The sequence below is a fragment of the Nonomuraea pusilla genome (genome assembly GCF_900109355.1).
Taxonomy (GTDB): domain Bacteria; phylum Actinomycetota; class Actinomycetes; order Streptosporangiales; family Streptosporangiaceae; genus Nonomuraea; species Nonomuraea pusilla.
In genome coordinates this window covers 1-17,154 of the sequence record NZ_FOBF01000010.1, presented here as the reverse complement: position 1 = coordinate 17,154, position 17,154 = coordinate 1, and the positions used below count along the sequence as shown (strand labels likewise).

The 17,154-nt window shown below is 72.1% G+C and carries 14 protein-coding genes and 1 rRNA gene; 9 read left to right on the top strand and 6 right to left on the bottom strand.

Features of this window, described 5'->3' with window-relative positions:
* Positions 1-355 precede the first annotated feature (355 nt).
* Complete coding sequence (locus BMX74_RS21285; RefSeq protein WP_201784729.1) at positions 356-1,483, top strand: sensor histidine kinase; 1,128 nt, start codon at positions 356-358, stop codon at positions 1,481-1,483.
* A 77-nt stretch (positions 1,484-1,560) separates the two neighbouring features.
* Complete coding sequence (locus BMX74_RS43170) at positions 1,561-2,541, top strand: hypothetical protein (protein ID WP_055507366.1); 981 nt, start codon at positions 1,561-1,563, stop codon at positions 2,539-2,541.
* Here BMX74_RS43170 and BMX74_RS21280 read toward each other — a convergent pair.
* The 3 genes from BMX74_RS21280 to BMX74_RS21270 form a co-directional block, all read right to left on the bottom strand.
* Positions 2,449-3,090 (bottom strand): VC0807 family protein, encoded by a 642-nt coding sequence (locus BMX74_RS21280; protein ID WP_091102335.1) that lies wholly within the window; start codon positions 3,088-3,090, stop codon positions 2,449-2,451. The genes BMX74_RS43170 and BMX74_RS21280 overlap by 93 nt on opposite strands.
* 197 nt (positions 3,091-3,287) lie before the next feature.
* Positions 3,288-3,944: a leucine efflux protein LeuE gene (gene leuE / locus BMX74_RS21275; RefSeq protein WP_055507370.1), complete on the bottom strand. Its 657-nt coding sequence runs from the start codon at positions 3,942-3,944 to the stop codon at positions 3,288-3,290.
* A 231-nt stretch (positions 3,945-4,175) separates the two neighbouring features.
* Positions 4,176-4,703, bottom strand: a complete 528-nt coding sequence (locus BMX74_RS21270) for an Lrp/AsnC family transcriptional regulator (protein WP_055507372.1) — start codon at positions 4,701-4,703, stop codon at positions 4,176-4,178.
* A 94-nt stretch (positions 4,704-4,797) separates the two neighbouring features.
* Between BMX74_RS21270 and BMX74_RS21265 the strand changes: the two genes are divergently transcribed.
* From BMX74_RS21265 to BMX74_RS21250, 4 genes are all read left to right on the top strand, one after another.
* Entirely contained in the window at positions 4,798-5,475 is a 678-nt protein-coding gene (locus BMX74_RS21265) for a nitroreductase family protein (RefSeq protein WP_218154011.1), read from the top strand.
* A gap of 260 nt (positions 5,476-5,735) precedes the next feature.
* A complete protein-coding gene (locus tag BMX74_RS21260; protein ID WP_055507376.1) occupies positions 5,736-7,298 on the top strand; it encodes a chitinase in 1,563 nt (520 codons plus the stop codon).
* The gene (locus BMX74_RS21255; RefSeq protein WP_091102333.1) at positions 7,295-8,995 is read left to right on the top strand and encodes a fibronectin type III domain-containing protein; all 1,701 of its coding nucleotides are present in this window, start codon (positions 7,295-7,297) and stop codon (positions 8,993-8,995) included. Before BMX74_RS21260 ends, BMX74_RS21255 begins: the two co-directional genes overlap by 4 nt.
* A 312-nt stretch (positions 8,996-9,307) precedes the next feature.
* Positions 9,308-10,717 (top strand): fibronectin type III domain-containing protein, encoded by a 1,410-nt coding sequence (locus BMX74_RS21250; protein ID WP_143078716.1) that lies wholly within the window; start codon positions 9,308-9,310, stop codon positions 10,715-10,717.
* An 11-nt stretch (positions 10,718-10,728) separates the two neighbouring features.
* Here the strand turns inward: BMX74_RS21250 and BMX74_RS21245 are convergent, their stop codons facing one another.
* A complete protein-coding gene (locus BMX74_RS21245) occupies positions 10,729-12,300 on the bottom strand; it encodes a molybdopterin-dependent oxidoreductase (protein WP_055507382.1) in 1,572 nt (523 codons plus the stop codon).
* A 118-nt stretch (positions 12,301-12,418) separates the two neighbouring features.
* Between BMX74_RS21245 and BMX74_RS21240 the strand changes: the two genes are divergently transcribed.
* Positions 12,419-13,819, top strand: coding sequence for a hypothetical protein (locus tag BMX74_RS21240; protein WP_055507384.1), 1,401 nt, complete (start codon positions 12,419-12,421; stop codon positions 13,817-13,819).
* Here BMX74_RS21240 and erm read toward each other — a convergent pair.
* Positions 13,808-14,653 (bottom strand): ErmE/ErmH/ErmO/ErmR family 23S rRNA (adenine(2058)-N(6))-methyltransferase, encoded by an 846-nt coding sequence (erm, locus tag BMX74_RS21235; RefSeq protein ID WP_256257057.1) that lies wholly within the window; start codon positions 14,651-14,653, stop codon positions 13,808-13,810. The two genes, BMX74_RS21240 and erm, sit on opposite strands and share 12 nt — an antisense overlap.
* A gap of 236 nt (positions 14,654-14,889) precedes the next feature.
* Between erm and BMX74_RS21230 the strand changes: the two genes are divergently transcribed.
* Positions 14,890-15,582 (top strand): helix-turn-helix transcriptional regulator, encoded by a 693-nt coding sequence (locus BMX74_RS21230; protein WP_055507386.1) that lies wholly within the window; start codon positions 14,890-14,892, stop codon positions 15,580-15,582.
* On the opposite strand, the gene BMX74_RS21225 is transcribed toward BMX74_RS21230, so the two are convergent.
* Positions 15,559-16,581 (bottom strand): AI-2E family transporter, encoded by a 1,023-nt coding sequence (locus BMX74_RS21225; protein ID WP_236715040.1) that lies wholly within the window; start codon positions 16,579-16,581, stop codon positions 15,559-15,561. The two genes, BMX74_RS21230 and BMX74_RS21225, sit on opposite strands and share 24 nt — an antisense overlap.
* 488 nt (positions 16,582-17,069) lie before the next feature.
* Here BMX74_RS21225 and BMX74_RS21220 point away from each other — a divergent pair.
* Positions 17,070-17,154: ribosomal RNA gene (locus BMX74_RS21220) — 16S ribosomal RNA — on the top strand; the annotation flags it as partial.

Sequence of the window (17,154 nt, the reverse complement as noted above, 5' to 3'; positions counted from 1 at the left end):
GTGTCTTCACCCGCCCTCCTCGGACATCAGGGATGCCCCCGGTCGGACGCGGAACCGTCCCCGACACGGGTCAGGGCCGGTACCCTCACGACGCTAGGAATGCCGCAGATCACGGCGCATCGGACGATCGGCGCCCACCACCCCCGACTTTCGTCAGGGGCCGGGGTCCGACCTCCGGGTGACACCATCGATCCAAGCTGTTTCCCCAGCCAGGCACAGCAGGGGTGGTATCCGCCTTCGAGGTGGGGCTGGCACCACCCCCGGGGTCGATCCCGCCCCACCCTGACCTTCGTCAGGGTCGCCGCCTCACTTCCGGGGGACGTGGCGGGGCCGCGCGGCGGCTACCGTCGGGGCCGTGAAGCGTCTACGCCGCGAGAGCCGCCGTCAGGTGGTCTGCGACCTGCTCCTCTGGGTCCTGCTGTGCGTGTCGGTCTCCGCCATGGGGCCCGACCCGCTCGCCGACCCGGCCGGCTTCGGCACGGTCACCGCGCCGAGGCTGGCGCTCGCGAGCGTGGCCGTCCTCGTCGGCAGGCGGTGGCCGCTCGCCGCCCTGGTGCTGCTGGTGCCGCTCGGCCCCTGGTCCTTCGGCGAGGGGCTGGCCACCGTGGACCTGCGCTGGCTGCTGCCCAGAACCGGCGTCAAGATTATCCCTTGGGTCGCCGCCTCGCCCTTCATCATCTGGTACTCCTACCTGACCGGCCTGCGCACGGCCAGGGTGTGGCCCTCCGCCGCGGCGTTCGCCGTGCTGCCGGGGGCCGGGGCGGCGGCCGTGCTGGCGAGGGGCGGCGACATCGCGCTGTGGGTGTCCATGGTCAGCGGGCTGCTCGGCACGTACGCGGTGCCGTACACGCTGGGCCTGGTCCGGCGCAGGCTGCTGCAGCAGCGGCGGCAGGCGCGGCTGTCGGCCGAGGCGCAGGCCCGCATGCGCGAGCGCGCCAGGATCGCCCGCGAGATGCACGACTCGCTCGGCCACGACCTCGCGCTCATCGCCGTGCGCGCCGCCGGGCTGGAGCTCGCGCCCGGCCTCGGCCCCGCCGAGGTGAAGGCGGCGGGGGAGCTGCGCGTGGCGGCGGCCGACGCCACCGAACGGCTCAGGCAGATCATCGGCCTGCTCAGGGAGGACGCCGACGAGGCGCCGCTGTCCCCGGCCGGCGAGGACGTGGCCGACCTCGTGCGGCGGGCCCGCGACTCCGGCATGGCGATCACCCTCGACCTGGACGGCGGCCCGGTGCCCGCGCTGGCCCGCGCCGTGGTCCAGGAGGGGCTCACGAACGCCGCCAAGCACGCCCCCGGCGCGGCCGTCGCCGTCTCCGTGTCGCCCCGCCGGGTCGCCGTCCGCAACGGCGCGCCCCGCGCCAGGCCCGTCGCCCGGCAGGGCGGGCTCGGCCTGGACGGGCTCAGGGAACGCGTCCGCCTGGCCGGCGGCGTCCTCTCCGCCGGGCCGAGGGGCGACGGGTTCGAGCTGACCGTCGAGCTGCCCTGACCGGCTCCCCCCACAGGGGGAGGCGGATCCCCGCAGGTCGGGAGGTACCGGGCGGCCCGCCGCGCCACCGTGGACGCATGAACGCCGACAGACCCGGCATCGGCCGGATCGCCGCGGGCGCCGTGGCGGTCGCCGCCATGCTTCCGTACCTCACGCTCAAGACGCTGTGGCTCACCGGGACCCCGCTCGGGGTGAACGACCCCGCCCTCATGGACGACCCCTCCATGGAGGGGCTCAACGCGATGACCTTCGGCATGGACGCCGTCGGCCTCGTGCTGGCGCTCGCCTTCACCATGCGGTGGGGGATGCGGCTGCCGGCCTGGCTCGTGCTGCTGCCGATCTGGGTGGGCACCGGGCTGCTGTCCGTGGTGGCCGCCGTCGCGCCCGTCCTCGCGACGCTCACAGGGGGGTCCGCGTTCGAGGGCGGGCCCATCCAGCCATGGGTGTACATGATGGTGTACGGCGGGTTCCTCGGGCAGGCGTGCGGGCTGATCGCCGGGTTCGTCCTCTACGCCCGCGACCGCTGGCCCGCCGTCTTCGTCACCCGCCTCGACCACCCCTTCCCCAGCCCCACCCGGCCGTTCCAGACCGTCGTGGCGTGGGGGTCGCTCGTCGTCGTCGCCCCGATCGCGGCGGTCAGGTTCGCCTGGGCGGTCCAGGGCACGGGAGGCCCGGCCGCCGTCCTGCAGGACGCGCTCAAGGGGCTGCTCGCGCTCGGCGCCGCCGTCGCGCTCGTCGCGCTCGTCCGGCGGCGCGGCCACGGACCGTTCGCCCGGCCTCTGGCGCTCGCCTGGCTCGGCAGCGGCTGCCTGTTCGGCTGGGGGCTCTACGCCATGATCCTCAGGTCCGTCGGGGGGCCGCTCGGGGGCTCCGCCGCCGCGGGGCTGCCGGACCTGATCGAGCTGTTCGGCATGCTGACCGGCCTGGTCATGGGGATGTGCGGGGCGTTCCTGCTGGCGGAACGGTCAGGCGTGCGCGACGTGGAGCCGGTTCAGCAGCCGCTTGAACGCGTACAGGGAGAAGCAGATCGCCGCACCGCTGATCACGGCCACCGCTGACGTGCGCAGGATCATGAACGCGCCCAGCGAGCCGCCCAGCCACTCGTAGACCGCGAGCGCGATGCTCAACGTCGAGTTGGCCAGCAGCACGAACGCCCACAGCAGCGTGATCCTGGCGAAGAACCTGCGCACCCGCTCGTGCTTGAGCACCGCCGACGGCAGATGGATGTAGTCGAGCGTGAGCTTCTGCACGAGCGGCCTGTTCAGCCGGACCGAGGCGAGGAAGACGATGCTGATGCAGATCGTGCCGCACTCCGGCTGGATGAAGAACCACAGCCACGTCCCCGTCCAGAAGGCCACCAGCGCGCGCACCGTGACCGCGAACGCCGCCAGGTACATCGTCGCCGGCACCTTCACCCGGCGCACCAGCCGCCAGCCCACGCCCGCGTACACCCAGCCGACCGTCGCCACCAGCGCCCACTTGAAGCCGAGCACCACCATGGCCGTGTAGAACACGACGAGCGGCGCCACCACCCCTTCGAGGAGTTTGGGGGCGGCCTGACGGGCCAGGGCCGTGAGACGAGGCAGGGTGACGGGGGCGTGATTCAAGGCTGCTCCGCAGATAGGCCGACGACCAGCGACTACCCGGGCTTCGGCGCACCAGGCTTGCCGGACGGACCGCTCGCCCTTACCCGGGCGGTGACCGGACCGGTGGCTTACCGTACCCGAGCTGAGACCATGCCACTGCCTCTTTTGCCGCGTTCCACGGATTTCGTACCGGCGGTGTCACCGGCCCGCCACGTCACTCAGCTGAGCGACGTGGTGGCCAGCTTCGCGCCGAACCCCAGGAAGAGCGCCCCCACGCCCGAGGTCAGCCCCGCGCTCAGCCTGCGCCTGGCCCGGAACTGGTTCGCGAGGAACGTGCCGCCGAAGATCAAGGACGTCAGGTAGAGGAAGCTGAACACCTGGATGATCGTGCCCAGGATGAGGAACGACAGCGCCGGAGCGGCGTACCCGGGGTCCACGAACTGGATGAAGAACGACACGAAGAACAGGATCGCCTTCGGGTTCAGCAGGCTGATCGTCAGCGCCTTGCGGAACGGCCGCACCGTCCTGACCGGTGGCTCCACCGCCGTGGCGTCGGCGTCGCCCGGCCTGGCCCGCCACGCCCTCCACGCGCCGCGCAGCATCTGGAACCCGATCCACGCCAGGTACGCCGCGCCCGCGTACTTCACCGCCATGAACAGGAGCGGGTTCGACCGCAGCAGCGAGGCCGCGCCCGCCGACGCCAGGACCATCAGCACCGTGTCGCCCACGAACACCCCGGCCGCCGCCTTGTAGCCCTGCCGCACGCCGTGCTGGGCCGCGAAACTCAGGACGAACAGGGAGTTCGGGCCCGGCAGGAGCACGATGAAGAACGCGCCGAGCACGTAGGTCCAGAGATCCGTGATACCGAAGAACATGCCGCTGCTCCCGAAAGCTGATGACATATCACGGTATCGCGCCCTCCTCAGCAGACAACGGCGAGGCGGAGCCCCTTCCGCCCCACCCTCAGCGTCCGAGACGCACAGCCGCCGCCCCTCAAGGATTCGGAGCATCAGGGCGTACCCGGACTGGCAGCGGTAGGTCTTGGTGGAGATCATGCGCGGCACGCCAGCGGACGGCGACGTTCCGCTGTCGTGGCCGGTCGCTTGCTAGGTGGAGGGTTCTTCGCCCCGGGTGGGTTTCCGCTCCATCCGGAGGGCGGGGGCGGGCAGTTCCGCGAGGGGGCGTACCCGGTGGGGCACGACGGTGGACAGCGTGATCACGGTGGTGCTGCGCCGCACGCCGGGGATCTTCAGCATCTCGTCGATGACCCGCTGGACGTGCTCGTTGTCGCGCCCGGCGATACGGCACCACACGTCGCCGGGGCCGGTGACGATGTGCGCCTCCAGGAGTTCGGGGATGGCGGCGAGGGTCCTGGAGATGTGCTCGCGCGCGGCCTGCTCGACCTCCAGGGTGGTGAACGCCTGCACGGGGTAGCCGAGCGCGGCGGGCGACAGCTCGGGCCCGAAGCCGGTGATCACGCCGTCGGCGGTCATGCGGTCGAGCCTGGCCTGTACGGTGCCGCGGGCCACGCCGAGCAGCCGGGCGATCTCCAGCAGGCCGCTGCGCGGGCGTTCGGCGACGAGGCGGAGGATGCGGAGGTCGAGGCCGTCGAGCCCGCGCCGCCGTGCTGGCATCTTTCACTCCCAAGTCCAGTTTCGACTGCCAATATGGCAGCACGGCGCGGCGGGTGTTGTCAGACCGGCACTCCGCTCCCACACTCCGGGTCTCATGGAGCATGAGTACCCGTTCATCCCCTACCGCCCCGAGCGGTACGGCGAGGAGGAGACGATCCGCCGCGGCGAGGAGTTCTACGCCCTCGTGAACCGGCGGCGGAGCGTCCGGTTCTTCAGCGACGAGCCCGTGCCGTACCGGTGCGTGGAACTCGCGGTGCGGGCGGCGAACACGGCGCCGTCCGGCGCGCACAAGCAGCCGTGGACGTTCGTCGCCATCGGCGACGCCGGGACGAAGCGGCGGGTGCGCGAGGCCGCCGAGGAGGAGGAGCGGCGCAACTACGAGGGCGGGCGGCTGCCGCAGGAGTGGCGCGAGGCGATCGCGCCGCTGGGGACGACCTCGGACAAGGGCTACCTGGAGGTGGTGCCGTGGCTGGTGGTGTGCTTCGCCCAGAAGTACGGGGTCCGCCCGGACGGGCGGAAGGTCAAGCACTACTACGTCAACGAGAGCGTCGGCATCGCCTGCGGCCTGTTCGTCACGGCGCTGCACGCCATGGGGCTGTCCACGCTGACGCACACGCCGAACCCGATGGCGTTCCTCACCGAGATCTGCGGGCGGCCGGCGTCGGAGCGGCCGTACATCCTGTTCCCCGTCGGTCACGCGGCGCCCGACGCCGTGGTGCCGGATCTGGCGCGCAAGCCCCTGGAGGACACACTCGTCCGCTTCCCCGGGTAAGGGCGGCTGTCAGGAATGTGGGAACGGGGTCTTGTAAGGAGTGGACGGCGAGGCTACGATCGCGGCAACTCTTAGGAAACTTTCCTAAAAAATGCAGGGAAAGCCATGACGCGGTCGCCCCCCACCCAGCCGCCATCCGCCCGCTGACGCACTCTTCCTCCTCCTTCCTCTGCCTCGCACCCCCCGACGGCCGTGCCGTACGGCTCGCGCTCTCACCCCCCGGCGCGGGCCGTACGGCACGCCATCCGAAGGAACGAACCGTGAAAGCACGCGCGATCCTCCTTGCGCTCGTCACCCTCGCCCTCGGCCTGACCGCCCTCCCCGCGCACGCCGCGGCGGCCCCCACCGCGACCTTCGTCAAGGTCGCCGACTGGGGTTCCGGCTTCGAGGGCAAGGTGACGGTCACCAACGGCACCTCCTCCCCGCTGGCCTGGAACGTCCAGTTCGACGTGCCGTCCGGCTTCACCGTCCCGTCCGCCTGGGACGCGGTGATGACCCGCGACGGCGGGCACTACACGTTCACCCCGCCGAGCTGGGCCGGCCCGCTCGCGCCCGGCGCGAGCACCAGCTTCGGCTTCAACGGCAACCCCGGAGGCTTCCCCGGCATCACCGGCTGCACGCTGAACGGCTCCCCCTGCGGCGGCTCCGACCCGGGCGGCGGCCTCGGCAAGCCGGGACCCCTCACCCTGACCTCCGCCACCCAGACCTCGGCCACCGTGAGCTGGCCCGCGGTCACCGGCGCGACCGGCTACAAGGTGGCCGTGAACGGCGGCCAGGCCGTCGCCGTCACCGGCACCTCACACACGCTCACCGGCCTGACCGCCTGCACCGGCTACACGGTCGGCGTCACCGCCACCGCGACGACCGGCGACGGGCCGCCCAGCGACCCGCTCTCCTTCACCACGCCCGGCTGCGCCACGGGGACGCTGCCCAAGCACTTCCTCACCGGCTACTGGCACAACTTCGTCAACGCCGCCACCGAACTGCGCCTGTCGGACGTGCCCGCCGAGTACGACCTCGTGGCCGTCGCCTTCGGCGAGGCGACGGCCACGCCGGGCCAGGTCGCCTTCACCCTCGACCCCGCCCTGTCCACCGCGCTCGGCGGCTACACCGACGCCCAGTTCAAGGCCGACATCCAGGCCCTGCACCGGCGCGGCGCCAAGGTCATCCTGTCCGTCGGCGGCGAGGCGGGCCGCGTCCAGGTCGCGAGCACCGCGGCGGCGGGCGCGTTCGCCGACTCCGTGCACGCGCTCATGACGGCGTACGGGTTCGACGGCGTCGACATCGACCTGGAGAACGGGCTCAACGCCACCTACATGGCGCAGGCCCTGCGGTCGCTGCGCGCCAAGGCGGGCGCCGACCTCATCATCACGATGGCGCCGCAGACGATCGACATGCAGTCCACCGGGGCCGAGTACTTCAAGCTCGCCCTGTCCGTCAAGGACATCCTCACCGTCGTCCACACCCAGTTCTACAACTCGGGCCCGATGCTCGGCTGCGACCAGAGGTTCGCCTACGCGCAGGGGACCGTCGACTTCATGACCGCGCTGGCCTGCATCCAGCTCGAGAACGGCCTGCGCCCCGACCAGGTGGCGCTGGGCCTGCCCGCAGGCCCCGGCGCCGCCGGCGGCGGCGTCGTCTCGCCGTCCCTCGTCAACCAGGCGCTCGACTGCCTGGCCACGCGCACCCGCTGCGGGACCTTCACCCCGCCGCGCGCCTACCCGGACATCCGTGGCGCCATGACGTGGTCCGTCAACTGGGACGCCAGCGCCAACTGGTCCTTCTCCAAGACCGTCAAGCCGCACCTCCAGGGGATGCCATGACCGTTCGCCGCACCACCACCGCACTTCTGGCCGCGCTCACGCTCACCGGGACCGGTCTCGCCACGGGTCTCGCCACCGGGACGACCGCCGCCTACGGCCAGACCCTGCAGACCGCCGCGTACGCGGCGTGGGCCCCCTGGACCGCGTACACGGCCGGCACCCGCGTCACCTACAACGGCGTGGACTACGAGTGCCTGCAGAGCCACACCTCCCAGCCCGGCTGGGAGCCGCCGAACGTGCCCGCCCTGTGGAAGGCCGTGACCGGCGGCGGCGACACCACCGCCCCGTCGGCGCCGGGGAACCTGCGCTCGACGTCGGTCACGTCGAACAGCGTCGCGCTCGCCTGGAACGCCTCCACGGACGACGTCGGCGTCACCGGCTACCTCGTCTTCCGTGGCGGCACCCAGGTGGCCACCGTCACCGGCACGACGTACACCGACACGGGGCTGGCCGCGTCCACCGGCTACACCTACACGGTGAAGGCGCGCGACGCGGCGGGCAACGTCTCCGGGGCGAGCAACAGCCTGCAGGTGACCACGTCGGGCGGCACCGGCACGCCGGGACAGCCAGGCGCCCCCAGCGTCACCGGCACCACGAACACCTCGATCTCGCTGTCCTGGGGCGCCTCCTCCGGCACGGTCACCGGCTACCGCGTGTACGAGGGCGGCAGCGTCGTCGCCACCGTGACGGGCACCAGCGCCACCGTCGGCTCCCTCGGCGCCTGCACCTCCCACACCTACACGGTCAAGGCCTACAACGCGGCCGGGGAGTCGGCCGCCAGCGCGTCCGTCAGCGGCACGACCGGCGGATGCACCACCGGCGGCAGGATGCCCGGCGCCCCCTACCTCTACATGGGCTGGGGCAACCCGCCCAGCCCGGCCACCGTCATGGACGCGACCGGCGTGAAGTCGTTCACGATGGCGTTCATCCTGTCGAGCGGCGGCTGCAACCCCGCGTGGGACGGCCAGCGGCCGATCACCGGCGGCGCCGACCAGCAGGCCATCAACACGATCAAGTCGAAGGGCGGCAGCGTCCAGATCTCGTTCGGCGGCTGGCAGGGCAACAAGCTCGGCCCCAACTGCTCCACGCCCGAGGCGTTCGCCGGGGCGGTGCAGAAGGTCATCGACGGGGTCGGCCCGGCCGTCGTGGACTTCGACATCGAGAACACCGACGAGTTCGAGAGCGAGGTCGTCCAGGACCGCATCCTCAACGCCCTGAAGATCGTCAAGGCGGCCAACCCGAGCGTCAAGATCGTCGTGACGTTCGGCACCTCGACCACCGGCCCCACCTACTGGGGCACCCGGCTGATCAACCGCTCCAAGGAGCTGGCGGCGCCGATCGACAACTACACGATCATGCCGTTCGACTTCGGCGGCGGCGCCAACATGTACCAGAACACCGTCAACGCCGCCGAGGGCCTGAAGAACGCGCTGAAGAGCGCCTTCGGCTGGAGCGACGCCCAGGCGTACGCCCACATGGGCATCTCCGGCATGAACGGCCTGTCCGACCAGCAGGAAGTCACGAACCAGAGCACCTGGACGCAGATCAGGGACTACGCCACGTCCAAGGGCCTGACCCGGCTCGCCTTCTGGTCGGTCAACCGCGACCGGCCCTGCCCCGGCGGCGGCGTCTCCGAGTCGTGCAGCGGCATCTCCCAGACCGACTGGGAGTTCACCAAGATCACCGCGGGCTTCTGACCCGCGGGGCGGACCGCCCGGGAACCTCCGGGCGGGCCGCCGCGCGGCGCCGGTGCGGGGTCCGGCCCCGTGCCCCGCACCGGCGCCGCGGGCGGCCTCCTTCCACGTACGCCCCTCCTTCAGTCAGGCAGGAACCCCCCATGAACCTCCGAGGACCGGCGGCGGCAGCCGCCCTGGCACTGGGCCTGACGGCCCTCCACGCCGCCCCCGCCGGGGCGGCCGACAACATCCTGACGAATCCGGGCTTCGAGGACGGCCTGTCCGGCGACACCGGAGGGCACCGATCTGGCGCCCTGCCGGCAGACGGTGTCGGTGCTGCCGAACACCACGTACCAGCTGTCGGCCTGGGCGCAGGGGAGCTACGTGTTCCTGGGCGCGACAGGACCGGGGGTGAACGCGAGCACGTGGGGCGCTCCCGGCGCTCAGTGGGGGCAGCTGAGGACGTCGTTCACGACGGGCGCGTCGGCGACGTCGGTGACGGTGTACGTGAACGGCTGGTACGGCCAGGGGGCGTACCTGGCGGACGACGTGGTGCTCGACGGCCCCGGCGGCGCCCCTGACACCCAGGCCCCGTCGGTGCCGGGGAACGTGACGGCCGGAGCCGCGACGGCGAGCAGCCTGACCGTGAGCTGGTCGGCCTCGACCGACGACCGGGGCGTGACCGGCTACCAGGTCTCCCGCGACGGCGCCGCCCCCGTGACCACGACCTCGACCGGCTACACGGCCACCGGCCTGACCCCGAACACCGCGTACGGCTTCCGCGTCCGCGCCTGCGACGCCGCGGGCAACTGCTCACCGTACTCGGCGTCCGCCGCCGGCAGGACCAGCGGCGACGACACCCCGCCACCTCCGGGCGACATCCGCTTCGCCCCGTACGCGGACATCACCATGGCCACCCCCTCCCTGGCGAGCGCCGCGAGCGCGACCGGCGTCAAGACCTACACGCTGGCCTTCGCGCTCGGCGACAGCACCGGCTGCAACCCGGCCTGGGGCGGCACGATCCCGATCGACGACCCCCGCGTCGTCGACGACGTCAAGGCGCTCCGGGCGCAGGGCGGCCAGGTGATCGTGGCCAGCGGCGGCGCGCAGGGCCCGTACCTGGAGCACAACTGCGGCACCTCGGCGGCGCTGCTCGGGGCGTACAAGAAGGTCCTCGACACCGTCGGCGCCAACCACCTGGACGTCGACGTCGAGGCGTCCATCGACATCGGCAAGGTCAACACGGCGCTGAAGCAGCTCCAGGACGAACGCGGCACCGTCGTCAGCTACACCCTGCGCGTGCAGGGCCAGGACTACGGCGTGGACCCGTTCTCGCTGCAGATCCTCCAGGACGCCGCCGCCAAGGGCCTGAACGTGATCGTCAACCCGATGCTGATGAACTTCGGCTACACGGGGAACTGGGGCGACGCCATGATCGCCGCGGCGCAGGCGACGCTCGGCCAGATGAAGGGCGTCTGGCCTGGCAAGACCGACGCCCAGCTCAAGCGCATGCTCGGCGTCACCCCCATGATCGGCAAGAACGACACCGGCATGACCACCACCCAGGCCGACGCCCGCAAGCTGCGCGACTGGGCGAGCGCCAACCACATCGGCTTCATCGGCTTCTGGTCGATCGGCCGGGACAACGGCGGCTGCCCCGACGGCCGCGTCTCGCCGACCTGCAGCGGCGTCTCCCAGTCCGCGTACGAGTTCACCTCGATCTTCAAGGGGTTCACCGGCTGAGCGGGGCGGGCTCAGCGGACGAGGTGCGTCGGCTTGAGCGGCAGGCCGCGCCCCGGAGGCCGGTAGACGGGCAGCGCCTCGCCGTACTCGTGCATCCAGGCGTGGTCCACCAGCAGCCGCATGCGCCCCTGCTCGGGGGCCGCCTCCCGCTCCACGGGGGCGGCCCCGCCGCCGAGCCGCGCCAGCGCCCCCTCCACCAGCGCCGCGTCGGGCGGCGCGACGTCGCACTGCTCGTCCGGGCCGATCAGCAGGTCCACGTCGGGCGGCAGCGGGTAGATGGGGCGCGGCACGGCCAGCACCCGCGGCGGCGGCGCCATCGGCCACCCGTCGCGCACCGCCTCCAGCAGCACCGACCGCGGCGTCCTGCGCTCGAACAGGCCCTCGCCGAGCGCCCAGCTCAGCGCCCCCACGTCCGACAGGTCCTCGCCGCAGGCGTGCAGGCACAGGTACGGCACCAGCGGGATCCCCGCCGCCCCCGGCTGCCCCCACCCGGTGCCGCAGCCGGTCAGCACCAGCAGCGCCAGCATCGCCCGGTAGGCGGTGTCGGCGTGCGGCGTGTCCAGCCAGCCGGGCACGATCATGCAGCGGCCGCCCGTCTTCTCCGCGGTCACGCCCAGCTCGCGCGCCGCCTTCACCGCCCGCGACGCCGCGACGCCCGTGTGGCACTCCTGCCAGCCGGGCGTGTACGGCTCGCCCCTGTCGCCGTACCCCCCGGGCCACGCGCCGGGCAGGCCCTCCCGGGCCACCCCGTACACGGCCAGGAGCAGGTCGAACACGGTCGTCACGGCCTCGCCGTCCGCGCGCACCACGGGGACGCCCCGCCGCAGCACGCCGGGCCCGTCGTCGAAGCGGGGCAGCAGCACCTCCACCACCTCGCCGCCGTACACGCTGAGCCGGTCCGCCACCTGCCCCGTCAGCCCGCCCGGCACGTACGCGCCGTCCCGCGGCCGCAGGCGCACCAGGCACGGCAGGTCCGTGCGCTCCATGGCGTGCCCGTCGAAGGGGTGGCGGTCGAGGAAGAACTCCTTCAGCAGGACGTGTCCCATCGCCATGGCGAGCGCGCCGTCCGTGCCCGGCCGCACCACCAGCGTCTCGTCCGACAGCCGGGTGGGGTGCGTGCCTACGGCGACGACCTTCTGCCCCTTGTACCGCCCGGCGATCACCCACGGCGTCCCCGGCGCCCTGACCGTCCTGTTGTTCTCGCCCCACAGCAGCACGTACGCCGCCCGCGCCCAGTCGTCGGCGGCCGGCCCGGGGAACAGCGGGCCGAGCACCTGCTCCGACGCGCACGGCTGCTCGGTGAGCACGGCCCCGCCCAGACCCCCGACCAGCGCGGCGAGCGGCGAGGCGGCGAGGGCGGCCACCCGGTCGGGCCCGTGCTCGGCCGCCGTGTACGCGAACGCCGCCGCGATCAGCTCGGCCGCCGTGCCGTCGTCGAGCGGCACCTTCCGTTCCCCTCGGGAGGCCCGGTACGCCTGTGAGTTTGCTGTGAGTTTCGCCCAGGCCGCGACCGGGTCGCGCATCCCGTCCCGAGCCTCGAAGTACAGCCTGACCAGTGCCTGGTTGACCTGCGATCCCCCCATGGAAAGAGTTCAACACAGACGGTGGTGGTCTATCGCGTTACGCCCCCGCATGTCGGTCATAAGAATGGAAGGGGCTTGGTGGCATCACCCCTGCTCGTAGGGCAGGCTAGATGGCGCCATGGAATACGCAGTGCTCACGGGAACAGTCCTCGTCGCCGGTGTCGTGCTCGCTCTCGTCGCGCAGTGGCGCGACTGGCGGCCACCGCTCTACGTCGCCGTCCTGATCGGCATCGCCGTACGAGTTCTCCTCATGTTCACCGCGGCCCGCGACACCTGGCAGCCCGTCGACTTCGTCGAGAGCTTCAAACCCGCCGGCGAGGCCGTGCTCCGCGGCCAGGACCCGGTGCTCGCCAGCGAGGGCGGCTGGCACTTCCTGCCGACCATCCCGTACGTGTACGGCATCCTGCTCTGGGCCGGCCTGCCGTGGGAGTACGCGGGCCGGCTCGTCACCGTCGTCGCCGACATCGCGCTGATCCCGCTCGTCGCCAAGCTCGCCGGCGGCCCGCGCGCCTCGCTGCGCGCCCTGCAGTACGCGCTCAACCCGCTCGCCCTGCTCGTCGCGTGCATCCACGGCCAGGTCGAACCGGTCGCGCTGGTGTTCGGCGTGGCCGCCTTCGTGGTCGCCCGCGGCTCAGGGCCGGAGGTCCGTCCCGGCGTCAGCACGCAGGTCGTCGCACGGATGCGCAGGGGCGTGTCCGCCTACGGCTGGCGCTCTGCGGCGCACCGCGTCCTCGGTCCCGGCGGCCTGCTGCGCCGCGCCCTGCGGCCCGGCCCCACCGACCGGGCAGACCTCAAGCGAGCCGCCCTCGCCGGCCTGTGGATGGGCCTCGCGCTGTGCGCCAAGAGCTGGCCCATCTGGCTCATCCCCGGCATGCTGCTGCTCCTGCCCCACCTGCGGGCCAGGATCACCGCGCTGTTCGTCACCGGTGCCGTGCCGCTGTTCTTCCTGGTCACCCTGCCGGTGTTCGCCGGCACGTCGCTGAACCAGATTCCCCAGGTCATCAGCATCATCCGCGACATCAGGCCGATCGTCGGCGAATGGGGCTGGACCCCCCACTTCACCAACGGCGACTGGGCGCTGCGCGCCGACCTCGCCTCCATCGGCACGAACCTCATCTACCTGAGCGTCCTCGTGGTGCTCCTGGTGTGGCGGCGCGCCGACCCCGTCGACCTCACCACGGCCGTCCTGCTCGCCTTCATGGTGATGACGCCGCGCCTCGGCGCGCAGTACCTGCTGTGGTTCATGCCGTTCCTGGTGGCCAGGCCCACCCGGTTCGCCTGGCCCGCCATCCTCGGCGTGTCCTTCTGGGCGGCGTACGGCTACATCTACATGACCCAGTTCGACACCGACACCTGGTGGGGGCTGCACGCCGACTGGTCGCGCGCCTCCATCGTGCTGCTGCCGATCCTGCTGCTGGCGATGCCCTGGGGCCGCCGCGTCGCGGAGGCCCCAGAACTCGCGCGGCCGGTGGGGCCGCCGCCGACGAGGACCGGCGGCGGCGTCACCTCAGCCGCGTAGCCGCTCCCACAGCGTCACCCACTGGTCGGGGTGGACGTGCCCGACGGGGGCGTCCCTCGCGACGCCCGCCGCGCGCAGCGCCGCGTCCACCCCCCGGTAGTGCCGCCGCAGCGAGGCGCGCAGCGAGCCGCCCACCCCGCCGAAGCCCAGCTCGACCAGCTCCAGGTAGCCGCGCCGGTCGCCGACGAGCGGCGCCGGCCGCCGTTCGAGCCGCAGGATCGCCGAGTCCACCGACGGGATCGGGCGGAAGCTCTCCCTGGGCACCCCGCTGCCGAGCCGCCAGTGGAACCACGGCCACGACCTCACCGTCACGAGCGTCCACCTGCCGTAGTCGCCCGCCCGCTTGCGGGCGTACTCGCGCTGCGTGAGCAGGGTCGCCGACGTCAGCCGCGGCGCCCGCAGGCACCAGCCGACGATCCGCGACGTGGCCGAGTACGGGATGTTGCCCACCACCGCGAACGGCTCGCCCGGCGGACGCGCCGCCGCGAAGTCGCCCCTGACGATCCGCACCCGCGGGTCGTCACGGGTGCTCGCGGCCAGCCTGGCCGCCAGCCGCGGGTCGAGCTCGTAGCCGATCACGCGGGCGCCGGCGTCGGCGAGCGCCCTGGTGAGGACGCCCTCCCCGGGCCCCGGCTCCAGCACCAGCCCGTCGGGGGCCGCCGTCCGGACGACCAGCCTGACGGCGCGCCGGTCCACGAGGAAGTTCTGCGAGAGCGAGCGCCTGGCCCGGTCCCTGGAGGTGCGCCCGCCGGTCCGGGCGCGGTCGCCACGCGCGTGCGCGTGGCCGGATTGATGATCTTCGTACTGGTTGGCATGCAGGTCGATGTGCGCCACGGCACCGCCCTCTCGGGTCCTTGAGATGAAGGGATCTCGAAGGGCCCTGGGCGCCGCGGACGCCGCGTGTCAGGAAGCCGCGTCCGCTAGCGGGCCAGAGCCCGGCCGCGGCGGATGCGGATGAAGCACAGGCAGCAGAACATCGCAGACATGGTCCCGACCCTAGGCAGCGCCCGGCGGAGCAGGCAACGCAATAAGCCCCCCGGCGCCCCGGCTCAGGCCGCTACGGTGGGGGCATGTACGCGGAACGGCCGCCCCGCCCCAGCCTCGCCGACCGGGTGGCGTGCGTCTGGCTGCGGACGGCGTCCGCCGACCACGTCCAGCTCGTGGTGCCCGACGCGTGCGTCGACCTCATCTGGGGCCCCGACGGCCTGTTCGTGGCGGGGCCCGACACCGGGCCCGTGCCCGCGCGGATGCGGGCGGGCGACGTCCTGCACGGCGTCCGCTTCCGTCCCGGGGCGGCGGGCGACCTGTTCGGGGTGCCGCTGCACGAGCTGCGCGACCTGCGCGTGCCCGCGTCCGAACTGCCGGGGCTCGCCCGGCTGCGCATCACCGAGCGGCCCGGCCCCCGGCTCCGCGCCATGTGCTCGGCCCTCGCGTCCCGCCCCCACACCGCCGACCCGGCCGCCCCCGCCGTCGCCGCCGCCCTGCGGCGGGGCCGCACCGTGGCGGAGGCCGCCGGGCGCCTCGGGCTCAGCGAGCGCCAGCTCCACCGCCGCACCCTCGCCGCGTTCGGGTACGCGCCCAAGACGCTCCAGCGGGTCGTCCGCTTCCAGCGCGCGCTGTCGATGGCACGGGCCGGCGTGCCGTTCGCGGAGGTCGCGGCCAGGGCGGGCTACGCCGACCAGGCGCACCTGGCCAACGACGTCAGACGGCTCAGCGGGGTGACCATGGGCGCCCTCGTCTCACCCCTCCCGCGCCTTCCCTGACACCAGCGCCTCGGCCCACCCCGCGCTCGGGTCGCTGTCGATGAGCAGCGCCCGCGCCAGCAGGCTGAGCGGGATGGCCAGCAGGGCGCCGAGCGCGCCCAGCACGAACGTCCACACGATGAGCGACAGGAACGTCACCGTCGTCGACAGCCCCACGGCGTCGCCGAGGAACTTCGGCAGGATGAACGACTGCGTCACCACGTTGCTGGCGACGTACGTCACGACGACGAGCAGCATCGTCTGGACGCCGCCGTCGAGCAGCGCCAGCACCGCCGGCGGCACCAGGCCGATGAGGAAGCCGATGTTCGGGATGTAGTTGGCGATGAGCGCGAGCATGCCCCACAGCAGCGGCAGCGGCACGTCGAGCAGCGACAGCGCCACGACGTCGATCACGGCGTAGAGCAGCCCGAACACCGTCGAGACGATGAGGTAGCGCCGCGTCTTCTGCGTGAAGGTGGCCAGGGCCGCGACCAGGTGGGAGCTGCCGCCGCCGGTGATGATGATCCGGGTCAGGCGGGGCGCGTCCAGGCACATCGCCAGTAGCAGCACCACGATGAGGAAGAGGCTCGACAGCACGCCGATGAGGCTGCCGAGCAGGCTCTGCACCAGCCCGAGGATCTTGCCGGGGTCGAGGGCGGACAGTCCCTTGTTCAGCATGTCGGCGCTCACCCCGTGCTCGGCGGCGAAGCGCTGGGCGTCGGAGAGCAGCTTCTGGAACTGCGGCGTGTACGTGGGCAGCAGCGACGCGAGCTGGGTGCCGGCGATCGTGAGGACGCCGACCATGCCGAGCAGCACCAGCACGACGATGGTGAACGGCACGGCGACCTGGAGCCAGACCGGCGCCCTGCGCGCCTCCAGCCAGCTGCGCACCGGTGAGACCGCGATGACCAGCACCAGCGCGAGCACCACAGGGCCGGCGATGGAGGAGACCTCGCGGATCCCGAACAGGACGATCATCGCTCCGGCGATGCCGAGCAGGATGATGAGTGACCTGGGCACGGGTTGATCTCGCACCCCGGAGTTCTACCCCTGTCCTGCGGGCCACACCGTCGATTTGACGGTTCCGGGAGCCGTACATAGAGTTCACCAGTCCCGTGAGGACGGCGGAGATCGTCGGCCTCGCCCGGGGACCACTCACACCTCTTCCACCTCGTGGACGTTCGCGTGCGCGAGGAGCCTCTTTGACAGGAGGCGAAGTTGGGAGTAAGTTAGAGGGGTTGTCCCGGAAACGGGGCGGCGGTTATTCCGGAAAGTCGATCGAGTCCCGGTCAATTTGACAGAGACTGGAACGGCTGAAAGAATAAAGACACAACGAAAACGAAATGAACGCCTCGAAGTTCGAGAGCCGAACGGTTTGAGAACGACGAAGAACGCGTCCGTTTCTTGAGAACTCAACAGTGTGCTTAAAGCCAGTGCATGATTATCATGTAACACCCCGTCATTATTGACGGATTCCTTTTGGTTGGGATTCAACCAGCTTCAAACATTGTTTGGAGAGTTTGATCCTGGCTCAGGACGAACGCTGGCGGCGTGCTTAACACATGCAAGTCGAGCGGAAAGGCCCTTCGGGGT

Coding starts and splice junctions, on each gene's coding strand:
- BMX74_RS21230 (WP_055507386.1), top strand. CDS start 14,890: ATGTACGCGGAACGGCCGCCCCGCCCCAGCCTCGCCGACCGGGTGGCG.
- BMX74_RS21245 (WP_055507382.1), bottom strand. CDS start 12,300: ATGGGGGGATCGCAGGTCAACCAGGCACTGGTCAGGCTGTACTTCGAG.
- BMX74_RS43170 (WP_055507366.1), top strand. CDS start 1,561: ATGAACGCCGACAGACCCGGCATCGGCCGGATCGCCGCGGGCGCCGTG.
- BMX74_RS21255 (WP_091102333.1), top strand. CDS start 7,295: ATGACCGTTCGCCGCACCACCACCGCACTTCTGGCCGCGCTCACGCTC.
- BMX74_RS21270 (WP_055507372.1), bottom strand. CDS start 4,703: ATGCCAGCACGGCGGCGCGGGCTCGACGGCCTCGACCTCCGCATCCTC.
- BMX74_RS21265 (WP_218154011.1), top strand. CDS start 4,798: ATGGAGCATGAGTACCCGTTCATCCCCTACCGCCCCGAGCGGTACGGC.
- leuE (WP_055507370.1), bottom strand. CDS start 3,944: ATGTTCTTCGGTATCACGGATCTCTGGACCTACGTGCTCGGCGCGTTC.
- BMX74_RS21240 (WP_055507384.1), top strand. CDS start 12,419: ATGGAATACGCAGTGCTCACGGGAACAGTCCTCGTCGCCGGTGTCGTG.